Below are 15,533 nucleotides of genomic sequence, written 5' to 3'. Positions count from 1 at the left end.
ATGTTAGAGGTCCATTGTGCGCAAGTCTTGCTGGGCGCGGTGCTGTTTTTACCCCTGCTAGGTGCGCTCTATGCGGGCTTGCTGGGGGGTTGTTCTAAATCCGTGCATGTAGGGGTGCTCAATTCTGCACTCTTAGCGGGGACATTTATTAGCGCGTTAGTGCTTGCTAAGGGGGTGTTCTTTGATCACACCTTATATCATGTCTATCTCTTTGATTGGATCGCTGTAGGGGGGTTTAAAGTCGGTTTTTCTTTCATGCTCGATCCCATTGGTGCGGTGATGATTGTGGTTGTAACCTTTGTCTCTTTTCTAGTACATGTTTATTCCATTGGTTACATGCTAGAAGACAAGGGCTATAACCGCTATTTTAGCTATCTCTCTGGCTTTGTCTTTTCTATGCTCTTTTTGGTGTTGAGCGATAACTTTTTGGGGCTCTTTGTGGGCTGGGAGGGGGTGGGCTTGTGTTCCTACCTGCTCATTGGGTTTTGGTATCACAAGGCAAGTGCCAATAGCGCCTCCATTGAAGCCTTTGTGATGAATCGCATCGCCGATTTGGGCATGTTGCTAGGCATTTTATGGCTTTATTGGGCTTTTGGCTCGTTGCAATATGAGGTGATCTTTGCCAATATCCAGGGCGTGGATCATAGAATGTTGCTAGGTATGGGCGCGCTTTTATTTGTGGGCGCGATGGGCAAGAGCGCGCAATTCCCCTTGCACACATGGCTAGCCAACGCGATGGAGGGACCTACGCCCGTATCCGCGCTAATCCATGCCGCCACGATGGTTACAGCGGGGGTGTATTTGCTGGTGCGCGCCCACCCACTCTATGCCCTTGTGCCTGAATTGGGTTATGCCATCGCGTGTTTGGGGGCGTTTGTCGCCCTCTTTGGGGCAAGCATGGCTTTAGTTAATAAGGATTTAAAGCGCATCATCGCCTACTCCACGCTTTCCCAACTGGGTTATATGTTTGTAGCGGCCGGGTTGGGGGCTTACTGGGTTGCGCTCTTCCACCTCTTCACCCATGCCTTTTTTAAAGCCCTTTTGTTCTTGGGGGCGGGCAATGTGATGCATGCCATGCACGATGAACTAGACATCAGCAAAATGGGCGGGCTTTACAAGCCCTTGAAATGGAGCGCGATCTTTATGACCATTGCCTCTGTGGCACTATGTGGGATCTACCCCTTTGCGGGCTTTTTCTCTAAGGATAAGATTTTAGAAGTGGCGTTTGGCACGGGACATCATGGACTCTTTTTAGCTTTACTCATCGGGGCACTCTTCACCGCCTTTTATAGCGTTAGGCTCTTGATGTTGGTCTTTTTTGCGCCCAAAGTACACAGCCTTGAGCACCCCCATGAAGCCCCCAAATTTATGTTAGTGGCGATGAGCCCTCTTGTGCTCTTAGCCATCATCGCTGGCTTTGCAGAACACCCCTTTTTTGGATTTGTGCGCAACGCTATCCATGTGCCCTCCTTTTTAGATTACCCCGTGCCCACATGGCTTTTACTCGCGCTCACTACAGGGCTCGTGTTGCTCGCCATCGCCTATGGGGTGAAAAAATACCAACGGGGGATGATCTGCAAACAAGATCATGGCTTTTTGTACAAACTCCTCTACAACCAATACTACATTCCCCAACTCTATGCCCTGCTAGCGCAAGGCTTTTTGCGCATGGGTAAATTTCTATGGCGCAAGCTAGAAGTACGCGCGCTAGATGTCGCCATCGACGCGCTGGCTAAAATCCCCTCCCTCTTGGCTCAAATTTTAGTGCCCATGCAAAGTGGCAATTTGAGCGCGGCTTTGAGGTGGATGGGCTTTGGCGTGTTGGTCATGCTGGTGTTGGCGATTTTGAGTTTTTGGAGATAGCATGGATTATTTGCAATTAGTGCCCTCTTCCCATCTGTTGAGCCTGCTCATCTTCTTGCCCATGGTGGCGGCTTTGCCCTTGCTGGGCATGCCCGATCGCCATGCTAAGGGCTATGGCGTGTTGGTGGCATTTGTGGAGCTGTGTTTGACTCTGTGGCTGTGGGCACTCTTTGACCCCACACAGGCAAGCATGCAATTTGAAGAAGTGGGCTATCTAGGCTTTTTAGAAAGCTATGGGATTAGCTACCATGTTGGCGTAGATGGCATTTCGCTCTTCTTATTGGTCTTGAGCGCGTTGGTGATCTTCTTGTGCGTGCTCTATGTGCGCGCCCACCAGCAAGCCATGATCACCGCGCTTTTGTTGGTAGAGGGCATGCTCATGGGGGTTTTCAGCGCGCTTAACTTGATCTTCTTCTATGTCTTCTGGGAGGTTTCTCTCTTGCCCGTGCTCTATATGATCGGGCGTTTTGGGGTGGGGCGTAGGCTGTATTCTGGGCTCAAATTCTTCTTGTATACCTTTGTGGCTTCGCTATTCATGTTGCTAGGGATTCTTTATTGTGGTTATGTCTATGCTAGCGTTGCAGGGGGGTGGAGCTTTGATCTCTACAGCTTGACGCAAGTGATCTTGCCCGAACATGCGCGCCTATGGGTCGCCTTAGCCTTCTTTGTGGGGATTGCGGTGAAAATCCCCATTGTGCCCTTTCATAGTTGGTTACCCCATGCCTATGGCAACGCGCCCATTGTGGGCTCTGTGGTGTTAGCCGCTCTGCTCTCTAAAATGGGCACTTACGCTCTCTTACGCTTTTTTATGCCTCTTTTCCCGGACATCTTGCTCAGTTTCTCTGAGCCCCTATGCGTGCTCGCGCTCCTGATGGTGATTTATGCGGGCTGGTTAGCATGCGCCCAACACGAAATGAAACGCCTTGTGGCATATAGCTCCATGTCGCACATGGGGGTGGCTTTGGTGGGGATTTACGCGTTCAACACAACGGGGGTGGCCGGAGCGCTCTTCACTATGATTTCGCATGGGTTGGTGAGCAGCGCGCTCTTCTTGCTCATCGGGGTTCTAGTTAGTAGGCAAGGTTCTAGCAAGATCAGCGCCTTTAAGGGGTTAGCCCATTGCATGCCCACTTATGCGACTTTCTTTATGATCGTGGCGTTGGCTAATGTGGGCTTGCCCTTGACCAGCGCATTCGTGGGCGAGTTTTTAAGTCTGCTAGGCTTTTTTGCCCACGCGCCCGTACTCGCCTTCGTGGCCGGGATCACCATTATTTTATCTGCCATCTACATGCTCACCCTTTATAAAAGGGTCTTTTTTGGCGCGCCCCAAAAGCGCCTTTTGGGCGATCTCTCTTGGGGACAAAAAGGGGTTTTAGGGGTGCTCATCGCCACGATTATCTTTTTTGGGATTTACCCCAAACCCTTATTAAACCCTATAGAAACCAGCGCGCAAGCTTTGGTGCAAAACGCTAAAGCCCGCTTATCAGTCTCCCCCTAAGGATTGCTATGGATACTTCTTTGTCTTTGCAAGAACTCAGCCTTCCTAGTATTTTGCCCATGCTCATTAGCGCGTTGGGGGGGGTGTATGTGCTCTTGCTCAATGTCTTTAAAAAAACCTTTTCGCGCAATCTCAATATCTGCTTAGTGCTCTTATGCTTGGGGTTAGACTTTGTCGCGCTCTTTGCGCCTTTCAGTACCACCTTTAGCTTTTCGCATCTGCTAGAAGTGGACTCGATCTCTTTGCTTGCCCAAAAGCTCATCGTGATCGCGAGCTTCTTGCTCATGCTCTTGGTGTGGAGTAAAGAACGCTTTGTAGAGTTCCAAACCCCCGAATTTTACGGGCTCTACTTGTTCATGGTGGCAGGTTTCCAATTGATGGTTTCTAGCGATCACTTACTTCTCATTCTTTTAGGACTTGAAACCGCCTCACTTTCCATGTGTGTGTTGATGGCGCTCAATCACAAGGATACGGGCTTAGAAGCGGGCTTGAAATACTTCAGTATGGGGGTGTTAGCCAGCGTGTTTTTTAGCATGGGCATGATGATTTTGTACTTGTTGAGCGGGAGTTTAGAGCTCTCCAACATGAGCTTTACAGAGAATTTCAGTCCCGCGTTGCTCTGTGTCTTTGCCTGTGTGTTCTTGCTAGGGGCGATTGGCTTTAAAGTGTCCTTAGTGCCCTTCCACACTTGGATGCCAGACATTTATGAGGGCAATAACCCGGTCTTTACCGCCTTTATCTCTATCGTGCCTAAAATTGCGGGCTTGGTGGTGGCTTGGCGGGTGTTCTCCTTTTTCCTAGCCACCCAAATTCCCTTCATGCAAACCCTCTTTTATGCCCTAGTTGCGCTCACCATCACCCTCCCCAATCTCTTAGCTCTCTTGCAAAAAGACGCTAAACGCATGATGGCTTATAGCTCCATTTCGCATACGGGCTTTGCGCTTGCCTGTGTCTTTAGCGGCAATGTGGACACCATGTTTGTTTATTGGCTTTTGTTCTTGCTGACCAATGTCGGGGCGTTCGCGCTCTTTTGGGGGGTGAGTAGCCGTGCGGATAGCACAGCCACGCGCTATGACTACCCCTATGCGCGCTTTAATGGGCTCATCAAAACCCAACCCCTCCTAGCCTTGCTAGGGGCGATCTTTATGTGCTCCTTAGCCGGGATTCCCCCTTTTTCTATGTTTTGGGGTAAGGTGTTGATCTTGCAAAACTTGCTTACTCAGGGCAATGTTTTTTTATGCGTGGTGATGGTGATCAACAGCGCGATCGCCGCTGTGTATTACCTGCGCTTGTTTGTGGCCATGCTCTTTGCCAACCCCCACCCCCAAGAGCATTTAAATGGGGGGTATGGGGTGTATAGCGTGTTGGTGGCGATGGCTTTGGCATGTGTGTTTAGCGTCTTTGTGCTCCAAAATTATGCCTTTTAAGCGTGCGTTAGCGCTCCTAGCATGCGCGCACGCGCCCCTGCTTGCGCTTAAGCTCAGTCTAACCCAGGGCAAAGAAAAAGATCAAGACTTTGCCACCTTGACTCTTACCCATGCTAGTCCCTTTGCTTGCACTCAAGCACCACTTCCTCCAAAGATCATTACTTGTGTGATCCATTCCATTCCCAAACCCGGTTTTACACCTTTAAAAACTCCTTTTTTTGACATCTCCTATGAGATGAAAAACTATGTGTTTTACCTGCATATTCAGCCAAAATTTCAACAACAACTCTTTGCAATTCCTTATGATTACAAACAACATATCCCCATCCAAAGAATTACCCCTACAACTTCTAAAGCATGGCAAATTGTAGGGTTTATTAAGAAAATTCCCTTTTTGAGCCCTGCAAATCCCTTCGAAGGTGCGCAAGATGGATTAAACTTCCCTATCATCATTGAAGACGCGCAAACGCCCTATATCCAAGAATTAGGCGCAGATAATAAACCCTTACATTACTCCAAAGGTGCAGACATAGAAGGGTATTTGCAAGTCAAAAAACTCATGCAAGAACAATCTTATTTAAGCGCGCTTAAAACTATCGGTAGCATTTTCCAAAGTTACCCTAATACTCTTTTTAGAAAAGATTTATATCTCTATGAAATCATTGCTTTAGACAAATTGAACAGACGCCAAGATTTACTCTTGCAAATTGGCGAGCAATGGCTTAAGTTTTATCCCGCCGATCCCGAAATCCCTCAGGTACTTTACTTAATGGGTACAGCTTACGCGCGTATCAATCATATAGCACAGGCAAGAATACAATTTGAGCACGTGGTGATTGAATATGCTAATAGTAGGTACGCCCCTCTATCTCAAATGCGCCTAGCCCAACAAACTGCTAATGAGGGTAATCAAAGTGGCGCGTTGGCAGGATTCAGAAAGGCTTATAGTCAAGCTAAGGATATTGAAAGTGCAAGTTTGATCACTTTTTCTTGGGCTCAATTTGATCTAGACAATTACAAGGGCAAGCATGCCGACGCTCTCATGAACAAGATTCTTCAAGCAAACCCTGCCTTTTTTCTCCAAGATATGCCTCGATCCTATGATATGCTTCTTAGACTTAAAACCAACGCCCTATTTAAACCTGCTATCAAAATCGCTAGGATTTTAGCCAATCAGGATAGCGACCCAGTCATCAGAGAAAAAGCTGCCTTCGAGCTAGGATTTCTCTATGCCAAAAACAACCAGCCTAACGAAGCGCACACAGCTAATCTAGATTATTTGGATCATTTCAATAATCCCGTACATACTTCTTTAGTCAAGCAACGCGACGAACAAATTCTATTTCTAATGCATGGGGATTTTGAAGAAAAGCTCGCGCGTTACAACCAAATCATCAAAGACTATCCTAGGAATTCTAAGGAGCATAAAAAGGCACTAGATTACAAAGCGCGCATGCTTTTAAGCGAACGCTACTATAGCCAAGTGTTAGCCATGGCCCCGGATTTACCTTTGAACTCTGAACCCATGCAGGAGGCATTATTGCATCTAGGTAAAAATGCAGTAAAAGAAGGGGATTGTAAAAGCGCGGTTTCGTTTTTAGTGCAAGTTGTGCCCTTAGATCCAGAGCAGTTTGAAGAAGACGATCAACTAGAAGCCTTTGATTGTTTTTATAACGCCAAGCTCTACAACCAAGCTGCCATCTTTTCTAAAAATGGCTTACAAAAGAAACCTGAAAACTCCGAAGATCGCCTTAAGTGGCTATATCGTCAAGGCAAGAATCTCTACGCCTTGAAGAATTACCAAGATTCTTTGCTCGCCTCTAAGGACGCGCTCACTTTAGCCACACTCAACAAACAAAAAAGGTATTATGACATCGCTTTTGTGGTGTTTTTAGACTACATGCACACCAACAACCCCCAAGAAGCCTTTAAAATCTTTCCTAAACTCCAAGAGTGGTTTAAAGACGATGCGCGCATGTTAGAGGTCTATGGGCTCTTGTTGCAAAATGAAGAGAAAAGCACCAACAACCCCACCACTCTCGAACTCTACGCCAAAAATGCGATCGCGTTGCAAAAGCAATACCAAAGCGATGCGTTCATGCCCTATGCCCAAGAACAGCTCATCAGCGCGCTCATGCGCCAGAATAAATTAGAGCAAGCCTTGCAAGCAAGTAGCACGCTTCTAGCCAACAAGCAGTTAGAACCCAAAGAGAGAGCGCGCACCCTTTACATGCAAGGGAGTATTTTTAAACAGCAAAATAAGCTAGACAAGGCGCAACAAGCCTTTGAAGCCTGTAATGCCATTAAAGTCACTTCGGGCTGGATCGATCTATGCCGCCAAGCCCTAAACTTACTCAAACCTTAAGGATTTGCATGGATTTAGCACAGGATATTTTTAGAGAATACGACATTAGGGGGGTGGTGTCCACCCAGCTCACCCCTGAAGTGGTCTTCAATATCGGGGCGCATTTGGGAGACTTAGTAGCAGATAAACGCGTGGGGGTGGGCTATGACGCACGCACGCACGCCCAAGAGCTCTTTATGCATTTGTGCCATGGTTTAGCCCATAGTGGGGTAGAAGTCTTTGATTTGGGCATGATCCCCACCCCTGTGGCGTATTTTGCCACCTTTGAGCCCATAGAGGGCGTGCGGCTGGGCAATTCCATCATGATCACCGGATCGCACAACCCCCCTGAGTACAATGGCTTTAAGATCACTCTAGAGCAAAAACCCTTTTATGGAGAGGCGATCCAAAAGCTCGCCCAACACATCGCCCAAAACCCCCTACCCTACCAAACTAGCAATATCGTGCCCAAAAAACTCAATGCCCTTGGCTTTTACCAACACCACCTAGCCCATGCCTTTGCCCATTTGCAAAACTTCCCCTACCCCCTTGGGTTAGATTTTGGCAATGGCGTGGGGGGGCTGGGCTTAGAGCCAATCCTATGCGGACTGGGGGTCAAATTTGAAAGCCTCTATGCCAATCCGGATGGGCGCTTCCCCAACCACCACCCCGATCCCAGCCAAGCCAAGAACCTAGAGGATTTAAAAGCGCACATGCAAGCAAAGGGCTTAAAAATAGGGCTTGCCTTTGATGGCGATGCCGATCGCATCGCGCTTTTAACCCCCACACACACCTATGCCGGCGATGAATTGGCAATTTTATTCGCCCAAGATTTGCACGCGCGCGGGCTTAAACCCTTTGTGATTGGGGAGGTCAAATGTTCGCAGGTGATGTATGATAGCATCAACGCCATCGGGCAAGCCTTGATGTATAAAACCGGGCATAGCAATTTAAAAGTCAAGCTCAAAGAAACACAGGCGCATTTTGCCGCCGAGATGAGCGGACATCTCTTTTTTAACGATCGCTATTTTGGCTATGACGATGCGATCTATGCGGCGTTGCGTCTTTTAGAACTCTTTTTAATCCATACCCCCGAGCAATTAGAACAACGCGTACGCGCCCTGCCCTACTCCTATAAAACCCCTGAAGAAAAAATCAGCGTCCCAGACGCGCAGAAATTCGCCCTAGTGGCGCGCTTGCAACACGCCTTAGAGCACAAGCACCTGCCCTCTAACTTCCCGCATATCTTAGAAGTGATTAGCATTGATGGGGTGCGGGTGGTCTTTGAACATGGCTTTGGCTTGGTGCGGGCGAGCAACACCACGCCCACGCTTGTAACGCGTTTTGAAGGCAGAGATGAATCCTGTGCGCAGGGCTATAAAGACGCTCTACTCCATTTGTTGGCGGACTTGCGCGCCCATCCTCTCTAGGGTTTCTAAAAGCACGCCCTTAGCGCGCGCATAAAAACTAGGGATTTGGGCTTGGGGGAGGGAGAGCGCGCTAGAGAGCATGTGCATGCAGGCATGGCTGAGAGTGCCCTCTAATAAAATGCCCTCTAAGGGGTGTTGCGCGCTCAAGCGCGCGCTCAGAGCGCTCAAGCGATCCACTAAGGCATACAGGTCCCTTTTGGTCTTAATGGGAGTGTTGAGCGCGTCTTCAAGAGGGCTTTTTACGACCTCTAGGCGCACGGGGGGGGGGTTTTTTAGGGGGGCTAAAAAGGCGCGCTTGAGGGTTTTAAGGGCTTTGGCTTTGTCCACAGGGGGGAGGGAGAGCGCGTGCGCGTGCATGGGCTTAGTGTGCTCAATATACGCCCCGCTGGAGAGATTGTAAACTAGGGGGGTGTGTTTTTTAAAGAGCGCGCCCATTTGGTTTCTAGAGAGAATAAAAAGCCCATCGGCAAAGACGCGCCCGCCAAAATTAGAGCGCACTTCTAGCGCATCGCTGGGGATTTGCACACCCTCTAGCCCATAATAAGAACCTTGCGCGTGCTTGGTGCGCCCTTCAAGATAGCCACAATCCAGCCCGCATAAGATCAAGCTCTTAGAGAACAAGCATGCCAAACTCACCCCCGCATTGCCCACAAAGGGCGCGCTGTACTCCAAAGCTAAACCCTCTAAAAGATACCCGCTCGCACTCCCCCCGCGCATGAATAAATAACTCTCTTGGGCTAAACCCACCGCCTTAGGGTTGCACATATTGGCATAGATCAAGGGGGTTTGATCTAGGGGGGCTTGCTTAAGCACATCTAGCAGGTAATCAATGCGCTCGATTTCAATGTGAAAATCCACCTTAATCCCGCGCGCTTTCAAGGGCTTTAAAGCCGTGCCACAGCTAAAGAGGATCATGCGATCTTGATTGGCGTGGATAAAATCTAGCAGAGCGTCCAAACTGGGGCCATTGCCCACCACGCAGATGGGTACCCCAACTTTTTGGCAGGCTTTAGGGTGGAGCACGGGGGGGGATTTTTGCAAATTGATCCAAGTGTTGGACAAGCCCAACAGCTCGTCCTCAAAACTCCCCCACCCTCTTAGCGCGCTTTTTTTGTGGGTGTTGAAGCGTTGTTGGGCTAGAGTACTTTTTGTACTTTCATAGGGCTTAAACTCTAAATGCAAAAAACTATGGGTAACTCTCTTGGAGGCAAAAAGAGCTTGCAAGAGCGCATCGGGCATGCGTTGGACAAAGAGACAACAATTCTTAGGGGGGGTTGCTTGAAAGAGTTGGGCATAATCCACAAAAAAGCAACTCACACGCCATAAATCTAGATTTTCTTCATAGAGATAGAGGGCGTGGAAAAACGCCCCCTCTTCTAGCAAGAACGCCAAAAACAAGCCCCCTGCTAACCCAAAGAGCGCGCTAGGGGGGTAGAAATGCTTGCCTAGACTAAGGGGGCGTGTGGGGTCCCCTAGCTTATGGAGTTGATCACACGCATATTGGGTTAGGGGCAGACTTTGCAAATCCAGCGCGCCAAACTCCACCCCGCTACCCTTGAGCTGCCACTTGGGGTTTTGTAAAATACGGCGCGCCCATTGCCTAGAAATCTCTAACATCTGGTGTTTGCCCTTCTCATAGGGGAAGAAGAGCGCACCGCTGTGCAGATCCACGATATTAAAACCCTGCGCGCCACAGAGCAGATTATAGGTCTTGGGTGCAGGGAGGAGCTGGGCGTAAAGCCTAGGGAAGCGATCTTGAAAGAAAGCCAAATTGCGCGCAAAGCGTTCTTGTAGAGCATGGGGACTAAGATCGAGCATAGTTGATACTATCCTTTCGTGAACCACCTCCCCTAAAAAGAGGAGCTTTTCAACTAACAGAAACTAGCGCTTCTGAACTCGAAAAAGGCTTTGCTATTTGTAGTCCGCAAAACTAGTTTCTAACCCAAAAGACTTACAGACCTACTGATGGGTGAAGACTAGTTGCTAACCCGTCATCGTGCTTAATTTTAGTGGCTAGAATGAGTGCACCCAAACCTTACCGCTCGGGTTTGCACTAATTTCGTTTACCTATTGCGAGGGTAGCCTTTCTTTTCTTAGTGTGCGCTTACATCTTAGGTCCCTAAAGGACGGAGTTTTACGCGCGGTATGGATAAAACACACAAAGTGATATGATAACTAATTTAGTTATAATGAGAGACTTGTTTCTTAAGGACTACTTTATGAAAAATTCCACACAAGCACAGAAAATCCATGCCGTAATTTTACAACATGGCTATCGAGGTGATCGTCTGCATACTTTGCAACACACCGTACACATGCTCGAACAAGCCAAGCAAACGCACCCCGTCCTAGATTTGGTGGTGTTGCCCGAGCTGCATCCTTATGCTTATTTTTGCCAGCATGAAGACCCTAGTTATTTTGCCCTTGCGCAAAATTACCCTCAGGATTTAGAATTTTTCTCGCAACTGGCTAAAACACATGAGGTTGTGCTCGTGAGCTCTTTATTTGAAAAGCGCATGGAGGGGGTATTTTCTAATACAGCAGTGGTGTTTGAAAAAACTGGCGAAATTGCGGGCAAGCAACGCAAAATGCATATTCCAGACGATCCGCGTTTTTATGAAAAATTTTACTTCACTCCCGGGGACACTTTTGCACCCATCCAAACGAGTGTAGGGAATTTAGGGGTTTTAGTGTGTTGGGATCAGTGGTATCCAGAAGCTGCGCGCATTATGGCACTTAAAAAAGCAGATGTGTTGATTTACCCTAGCGCGATTGGGTGGTTTAACGACTCAAGTGAGAGCGATACAGATAAAATATTACAAAGAGAGGCATGGTGGGGAGTGCAACGTGGACATAGTATCGCTAATGTGATCCCCGTCATAGGGTCTAATCGCGTTGGTTTAGAGCTAGACCCTTCAGGACATACTCAGGGGCTGGAATTTTTTGGCTCAAGTTTCATTTACGGGGCTTTTGGGAAGAGTTTGGCATGTGGAGGCAAAGAAGAAGAGATTGTGTATGCATGCATTGATTTAGAAGAGAATAGGGCAACGCGTTTAATGTGGCCCTTCTTTAGAGATCGGCGCATTGATGCCTATGGCGAGATACTTAAAAGGGTTGTTGAATGATTTTAAGTAATGCGGCTGTGGTGTCTGTGGTGGTGATGGTGGGCTTGAGTTTGGCACGCTTAAATATCTTGTTAGCCATTATTGCGGCTAGCTTAGTAGCTGGCGTGATGGGGAACTTGAGTGTGGTTAAAACTATTCAGATTATGATTGGGGGCATGCAGGGTAATTTAGAAACAGCTTTGAGTTATGTGCTCCTAGGCGCGCTTGCCGTGATGATTTCAACTGGCAATTTGATTAAAGTTGTCTTATACAAGTTAGTTGGAGTGATGGATCAAAGAGCCACAATTTTATGCTTTTTAATCGCCCTTATTTCCTGCTTTTCTCAAAATCTTATCCCCGTGCATATCGCCTTTATCCCTATTTTAATCCCTCCCCTCTTGCATTTGATGAATCGTTTGCAACTGGACAGACGCGCAGTAGCCTGCGCACTCACTTTTGGCTTACAAGCCCCCTATATGACAATCCCAGCAGGGTTTGGACTGATTTTTCAAAATCTTCTTGTAGAGCATCTGAATAAAAATGGCATCCCTACAACTCTCTCCCAAGTGGTGGGAGTGATGTCTATCTCTGGATTTGCCATGCTTGTAGGCTTGGTAGTGGCGGTGTTAGTGCTTTACAAAAAACCTCGTGTCTATCAGGATAGTTTAGTTGTTCATACTGATGAACCACCACGATTAGAGTGGCGCGACTATCTGACCCTTGCGGGTATTATCCTTGCCTTTGCCGTGCAACTTGCGACGGGTTCTTTGCCACTAGGAGCATTTATAGGGTTAATGGTAATGTTGGCGGGAGGGGTCATTAAATGGAGAGATATGGATAATGTTATTGATGAGGGCGTGAAAATGATGGCATTTGTCGCTTTTGTCATGCTTGTTGCAGCGGGCTTTGGAGAAGTGCTCCAAAAAACCCATGCCATTGCTGATCTTGTGAGTGCGACGAGTGCGATGGTTACTACCAAGTTAGAGGGAGCGTTGTTGATGTTATCCATCGGGCTTTTTATCACGATAGGCATTGGGACATCATTTGGGACGATCCCTATCATTGCTGCCTTTTATTGTCCTTTATGTGTTGCATTGGGCTTTAGCACCTCAGCGACCATTCTTTTAGTGGGCATTGCTGCCGCACTTGGGGATGCAGGCTCGCCTGCTTCAGATAGCACGATTGGACCCACTACCGGACTCAACGCTGACAAGCAACATAGTCATATTTATGATACCTGTGTGCCTACTTTCTTAGTCTACAATATCCCATTGATCGTTTTTGGCACGATTGGCGCGCTATTGCTCTAATTCAGGGGGCTTTAAACTTGTAGGGGGTATAATGCCCGCTTTTATGCGGAAGTGGCGAAATTGGTAGACGCACCAGACTTAGGATCTGACGCCGCAAGGCGTGGAGGTTCGATTCCTCTCTTCCGCACCAACCCTCTCACCCCAAAATCCGCTTTCTCAGTATCAGATCATAGAGTTTATCGGGTAGCCATTGCTTTGCCCACACCAATAAATGGGCGTATCTGCCCACCAAATAGCGCGTTTTAGGGCGATCACTCTCTAGAGCTTTTAAAATGGCGCGCGCCACGAGCAGGGGCGGGTCTGCGTTTTGGTAGGTTTTAGCATAAAAGCGCGCGCTTCTGTCTAGCTCTTCTTGATAGGGGCTAGGCTGGCTCACATACGCCCCAAACGCCCCCTGCCCCCATTTGGTTTGGATAGTGCCCGGCTCAATGAGCACCACTGGTATTTTAAAGGGGGCTAACTCCACACGCAATGCATCGCTATAGGCTTCTAGGGCGTATTTGCTGGCGTGATACCAACCCAAAAACATGCTAATGGATCGCCCCGCAACTGAGCTCACATGGAGGATTTTAGGGGGGTTGGGGTTCTTGCGCAACGCGCCTAAAAGCAAAGAATTAAGCCTGCCAATGCTAAAGAGATTGAGCATGAAGAGATCTTGTACCTGTTTTAAATCTTGCTCTTCTAAGCTCCCAAAGAGTCCGCGCCCGGCGTTGTGAATCACCCCATCTAGGCATGTTTCTTGGGCTAGAATCTCTTTAGCGCGCGCTTCTAGCTGGGCTAAATCGCACAGATCACAATCCAAGCGCACACATTGGGGGTGTTCTAACTCTTTGAGCGCGCTTACCTGCCTAGAGAGGGCATAGACCTTATAACCCTTTTTTAAGAGCAAATGCGCGCACTCTAGCCCGATCCCACTGCTTGCCCCCGTGAGTATGACCACCTTAGCCATGTTGTTTACCTAAATATTGCTCCCAAACATACGCGCTTTGGATAATCCTCTCTAGGCTGTCAAATTGGGGTTTAAAACCCGTGTGGCTTAAAATCTTGGCATTGTCCGCAATGAGGCTAGGGGGGTCGCCTGCGCGCCGCGCTTGGAGCTCCACTTTAAAATCCACGCCTGAAATCTCTTTGACCTTCTCAATCACTTCAGCCACACTATAGCCCCGCCCATAGCCCACATTGTAAATTTGGCTTTTGTTTTCTGCCTGCAAAGTGTTGAACGCCTCTAAGTGGGCGAGGGCGAGATCGTCTATATGGATGTAATCGCGCACACAAGTGCCATCTGGGGTGGGGTAGTCTGTGCCAAAAATCCCCATAGAGGGGCGTTTAAAGGTGGCGCATTCGCAAGCGACCTTGATGAGGTGGGTGGCGTTTTGCGCCCTCTGACCCAAAGCATAGGGGCTAGTGTAGTCATTAAAGCGAGTCGCCCCCGCGACATTGAAATAGCGCAAGATCGCACAAGAAAAGGGCGCCACTTGGGCGGTGTCTAGTAAGATGCGCTCGCTCATCATCTTAGAAGCGCCATAAGGGTTCATGGGATTGAGGGGGGCTTGTTCGTCTATGAGTGTGTCGGTTTGCCCATAAACTGCCGCTGTTGATGAAAAAAGAAAATGTTTGATCTGATGTTTTATACAAAGTCTCACTAATTGTAAGGTGTTAAGGGTGTTGTTAGAGTAGTATTCTAGAGGGAGGCGAGTCGACTCTTCAACCAAGAGTTTAGCCGCAAAGTGCAACACCCCTTGAATAGCGCGCTGGCTTTGCAAGAGAAGATCGAGGGCTTGGACATCATGCAAGTCAAGCTGTACAAATTTTATGCGATCTTTGTAGTGGTGTTCTAGGGTCTTGGCGTGGACACTAAAGCCCGTGCTGAGGTTATCAATGATGAGAATGTCCTGATTTGTGCGCTCCAAAAATAGCCGCGCCACAGATGCGCCAATATACCCACAGCCCCCGGTAAAAACTAGCATGCAAGCCCTTTTTAGATAATCTTATCTAAATTTGGCTTTAGGGGTGGGCTAGATCAAAGCAAGGGGTTAGGCATGCAAGCTGACGCATTTTCTAAAACTAAAAAGTTCATCGCCATTTTATGGGCATTTGTGTTAGCGGCGTTGGTTTATGTGGTTGTTTCAGACGCCTTTGAGAGAGGGGGCAAACAACTTCTATTAAAGCTAGCCCATGAACCAAGCATCGCGGTTTTTATTTTAAGCATTGTGCTTGCCAATGTGAGCGTTTTGATAGATTTTTACCAACAACGCGATCTAAGTGTCCTCTATTTTTTGGGTTGGTTTTTTGGGTGGGGTGTTTTTGTGATTCTGCTCAACATGGTGCATTGGAGTCATGGGGTGAGGTATGACACTCTCCCGGGCGTGCTGGTTGTGCTTTTGTTCTCTAGCTACTCTCTGTATGGCTTGGTTTGTTATGTTCAAAAACGCTACCGGCAAACGCAAATCTGTTGCCGCGTTTTTTTATTTGTGTCCTATCTATTTTGGATTTGTCTCATCTTGGCAGTTGTGCTCTCCCTTTAGATAGATGTTATCTAAATTTGGTTAAAGTTGGC

The 15,533-nt window shown here is 48.0% G+C and carries 11 protein-coding genes and 1 tRNA gene; 9 read left to right on the top strand and 3 right to left on the bottom strand.

What is annotated here, in order from left to right:
* The 5 genes from nuoL to C6G87_RS02845 are packed head-to-tail and all read left to right on the top strand — an operon-like array spanning position 1 to position 8,562.
* Positions 1-1,863, top strand: coding sequence for an NADH-quinone oxidoreductase subunit L (nuoL, locus tag C6G87_RS02865; protein WP_104752027.1), 1,863 nt, complete (start codon positions 1-3; stop codon positions 1,861-1,863).
* A gap of 1 nt (position 1,864) precedes the next feature.
* Complete coding sequence (locus tag C6G87_RS02860) at positions 1,865-3,361, top strand: NADH-quinone oxidoreductase subunit M (protein ID WP_104752026.1); 1,497 nt, start codon at positions 1,865-1,867, stop codon at positions 3,359-3,361.
* A gap of 8 nt (positions 3,362-3,369) precedes the next feature.
* Positions 3,370-4,788, top strand: a complete 1,419-nt coding sequence (gene nuoN, locus C6G87_RS02855; RefSeq protein WP_104752025.1) for an NADH-quinone oxidoreductase subunit NuoN — start codon at positions 3,370-3,372, stop codon at positions 4,786-4,788.
* Positions 4,778-7,153 carry a DUF7494 domain-containing protein gene (locus tag C6G87_RS02850; RefSeq protein WP_104752069.1) on the top strand — a complete coding sequence of 792 codons (2,376 nt, stop codon included), beginning with the start codon at positions 4,778-4,780 and terminating at the stop codon, positions 7,151-7,153. Before nuoN ends, C6G87_RS02850 begins: the two co-directional genes overlap by 11 nt.
* A gap of 8 nt (positions 7,154-7,161) precedes the next feature.
* A complete protein-coding gene (locus tag C6G87_RS02845) occupies positions 7,162-8,562 on the top strand; it encodes a phosphomannomutase/phosphoglucomutase (protein ID WP_104752024.1) in 1,401 nt (466 codons plus the stop codon).
* Here the strand turns inward: C6G87_RS02845 and C6G87_RS02840 are convergent.
* A complete protein-coding gene (locus tag C6G87_RS02840) occupies positions 8,521-10,380 on the bottom strand; it encodes a motility associated factor glycosyltransferase family protein (protein ID WP_104752023.1) in 1,860 nt (619 codons plus the stop codon). The genes C6G87_RS02845 and C6G87_RS02840 overlap by 42 nt on opposite strands.
* 401 nt (positions 10,381-10,781) lie before the next feature.
* Between C6G87_RS02840 and C6G87_RS02835 the strand changes: the two genes are divergently transcribed.
* The 3 genes from C6G87_RS02835 (at position 10,782) to C6G87_RS02825 (ending at position 13,106) form a co-directional block, all read left to right on the top strand.
* A complete protein-coding gene (locus C6G87_RS02835) occupies positions 10,782-11,687 on the top strand; it encodes a carbon-nitrogen hydrolase (RefSeq protein ID WP_104752022.1) in 906 nt (301 codons plus the stop codon).
* Entirely contained in the window at positions 11,684-12,976 is a 1,293-nt protein-coding gene (locus C6G87_RS02830; protein ID WP_104752021.1) for a Na+/H+ antiporter family protein, read from the top strand. Before C6G87_RS02835 ends, C6G87_RS02830 begins: the two co-directional genes overlap by 4 nt.
* Before the next feature lie 45 nt (positions 12,977-13,021).
* Positions 13,022-13,106, top strand: a tRNA-Leu gene (locus C6G87_RS02825).
* A gap of 6 nt (positions 13,107-13,112) precedes the next feature.
* Here C6G87_RS02825 and C6G87_RS02820 read toward each other — a convergent pair.
* Together C6G87_RS02820 and galE are read right to left on the bottom strand one after the other, a co-directional pair.
* The gene (locus C6G87_RS02820; protein ID WP_104752020.1) at positions 13,113-13,925 is read right to left on the bottom strand and encodes an SDR family NAD(P)-dependent oxidoreductase; all 813 of its coding nucleotides are present in this window, start codon (positions 13,923-13,925) and stop codon (positions 13,113-13,115) included.
* Entirely contained in the window at positions 13,918-14,943 is a 1,026-nt protein-coding gene (gene galE, locus C6G87_RS02815; RefSeq protein WP_104752019.1) for a UDP-glucose 4-epimerase GalE, read from the bottom strand. Before galE ends, C6G87_RS02820 begins: the two co-directional genes overlap by 8 nt.
* A gap of 72 nt (positions 14,944-15,015) precedes the next feature.
* Between galE and C6G87_RS02810 the strand changes: the two genes are divergently transcribed.
* A complete protein-coding gene (locus tag C6G87_RS02810) occupies positions 15,016-15,501 on the top strand; it encodes a hypothetical protein (RefSeq protein ID WP_104752018.1) in 486 nt (161 codons plus the stop codon).
* Positions 15,502-15,533: the final 32 nt, after the last annotated feature.

Origin of the sequence: Helicobacter baculiformis, assembly GCF_900197685.1 — a bacterium.
GTDB classification, from domain to species: domain Bacteria; phylum Campylobacterota; class Campylobacteria; order Campylobacterales; family Helicobacteraceae; genus Helicobacter; species Helicobacter baculiformis.
This window is presented reverse-complemented; position numbering and strand designations above follow the sequence as displayed.

What these genes read in the sequence shown, in the direction of transcription:
- C6G87_RS02840 (WP_104752023.1), bottom strand. Translation starts at nt 10,380, where the DNA reads ATGCTCGATCTTAGTCCCCATGCTCTACAAGAACGCTTTGCGCGCAAT.
- C6G87_RS02830 (WP_104752021.1), top strand. Translation starts at nt 11,684, where the DNA reads ATGATTTTAAGTAATGCGGCTGTGGTGTCTGTGGTGGTGATGGTGGGC.
- nuoL (WP_104752027.1), top strand. Translation starts at nt 1, where the DNA reads ATGTTAGAGGTCCATTGTGCGCAAGTCTTGCTGGGCGCGGTGCTGTTT.
- C6G87_RS02860 (WP_104752026.1), top strand. Translation starts at nt 1,865, where the DNA reads ATGGATTATTTGCAATTAGTGCCCTCTTCCCATCTGTTGAGCCTGCTC.
- C6G87_RS02835 (WP_104752022.1), top strand. Translation starts at nt 10,782, where the DNA reads ATGAAAAATTCCACACAAGCACAGAAAATCCATGCCGTAATTTTACAA.
- galE (WP_104752019.1), bottom strand. Translation starts at nt 14,943, where the DNA reads ATGCTAGTTTTTACCGGGGGCTGTGGGTATATTGGCGCATCTGTGGCG.
- C6G87_RS02850 (WP_104752069.1), top strand. Translation starts at nt 4,778, where the DNA reads ATGCCTTTTAAGCGTGCGTTAGCGCTCCTAGCATGCGCGCACGCGCCC.
- C6G87_RS02845 (WP_104752024.1), top strand. Translation starts at nt 7,162, where the DNA reads ATGGATTTAGCACAGGATATTTTTAGAGAATACGACATTAGGGGGGTG.
- C6G87_RS02810 (WP_104752018.1), top strand. Translation starts at nt 15,016, where the DNA reads ATGCAAGCTGACGCATTTTCTAAAACTAAAAAGTTCATCGCCATTTTA.
- nuoN (WP_104752025.1), top strand. Translation starts at nt 3,370, where the DNA reads ATGGATACTTCTTTGTCTTTGCAAGAACTCAGCCTTCCTAGTATTTTG.
- C6G87_RS02820 (WP_104752020.1), bottom strand. Translation starts at nt 13,925, where the DNA reads ATGGCTAAGGTGGTCATACTCACGGGGGCAAGCAGTGGGATCGGGCTA.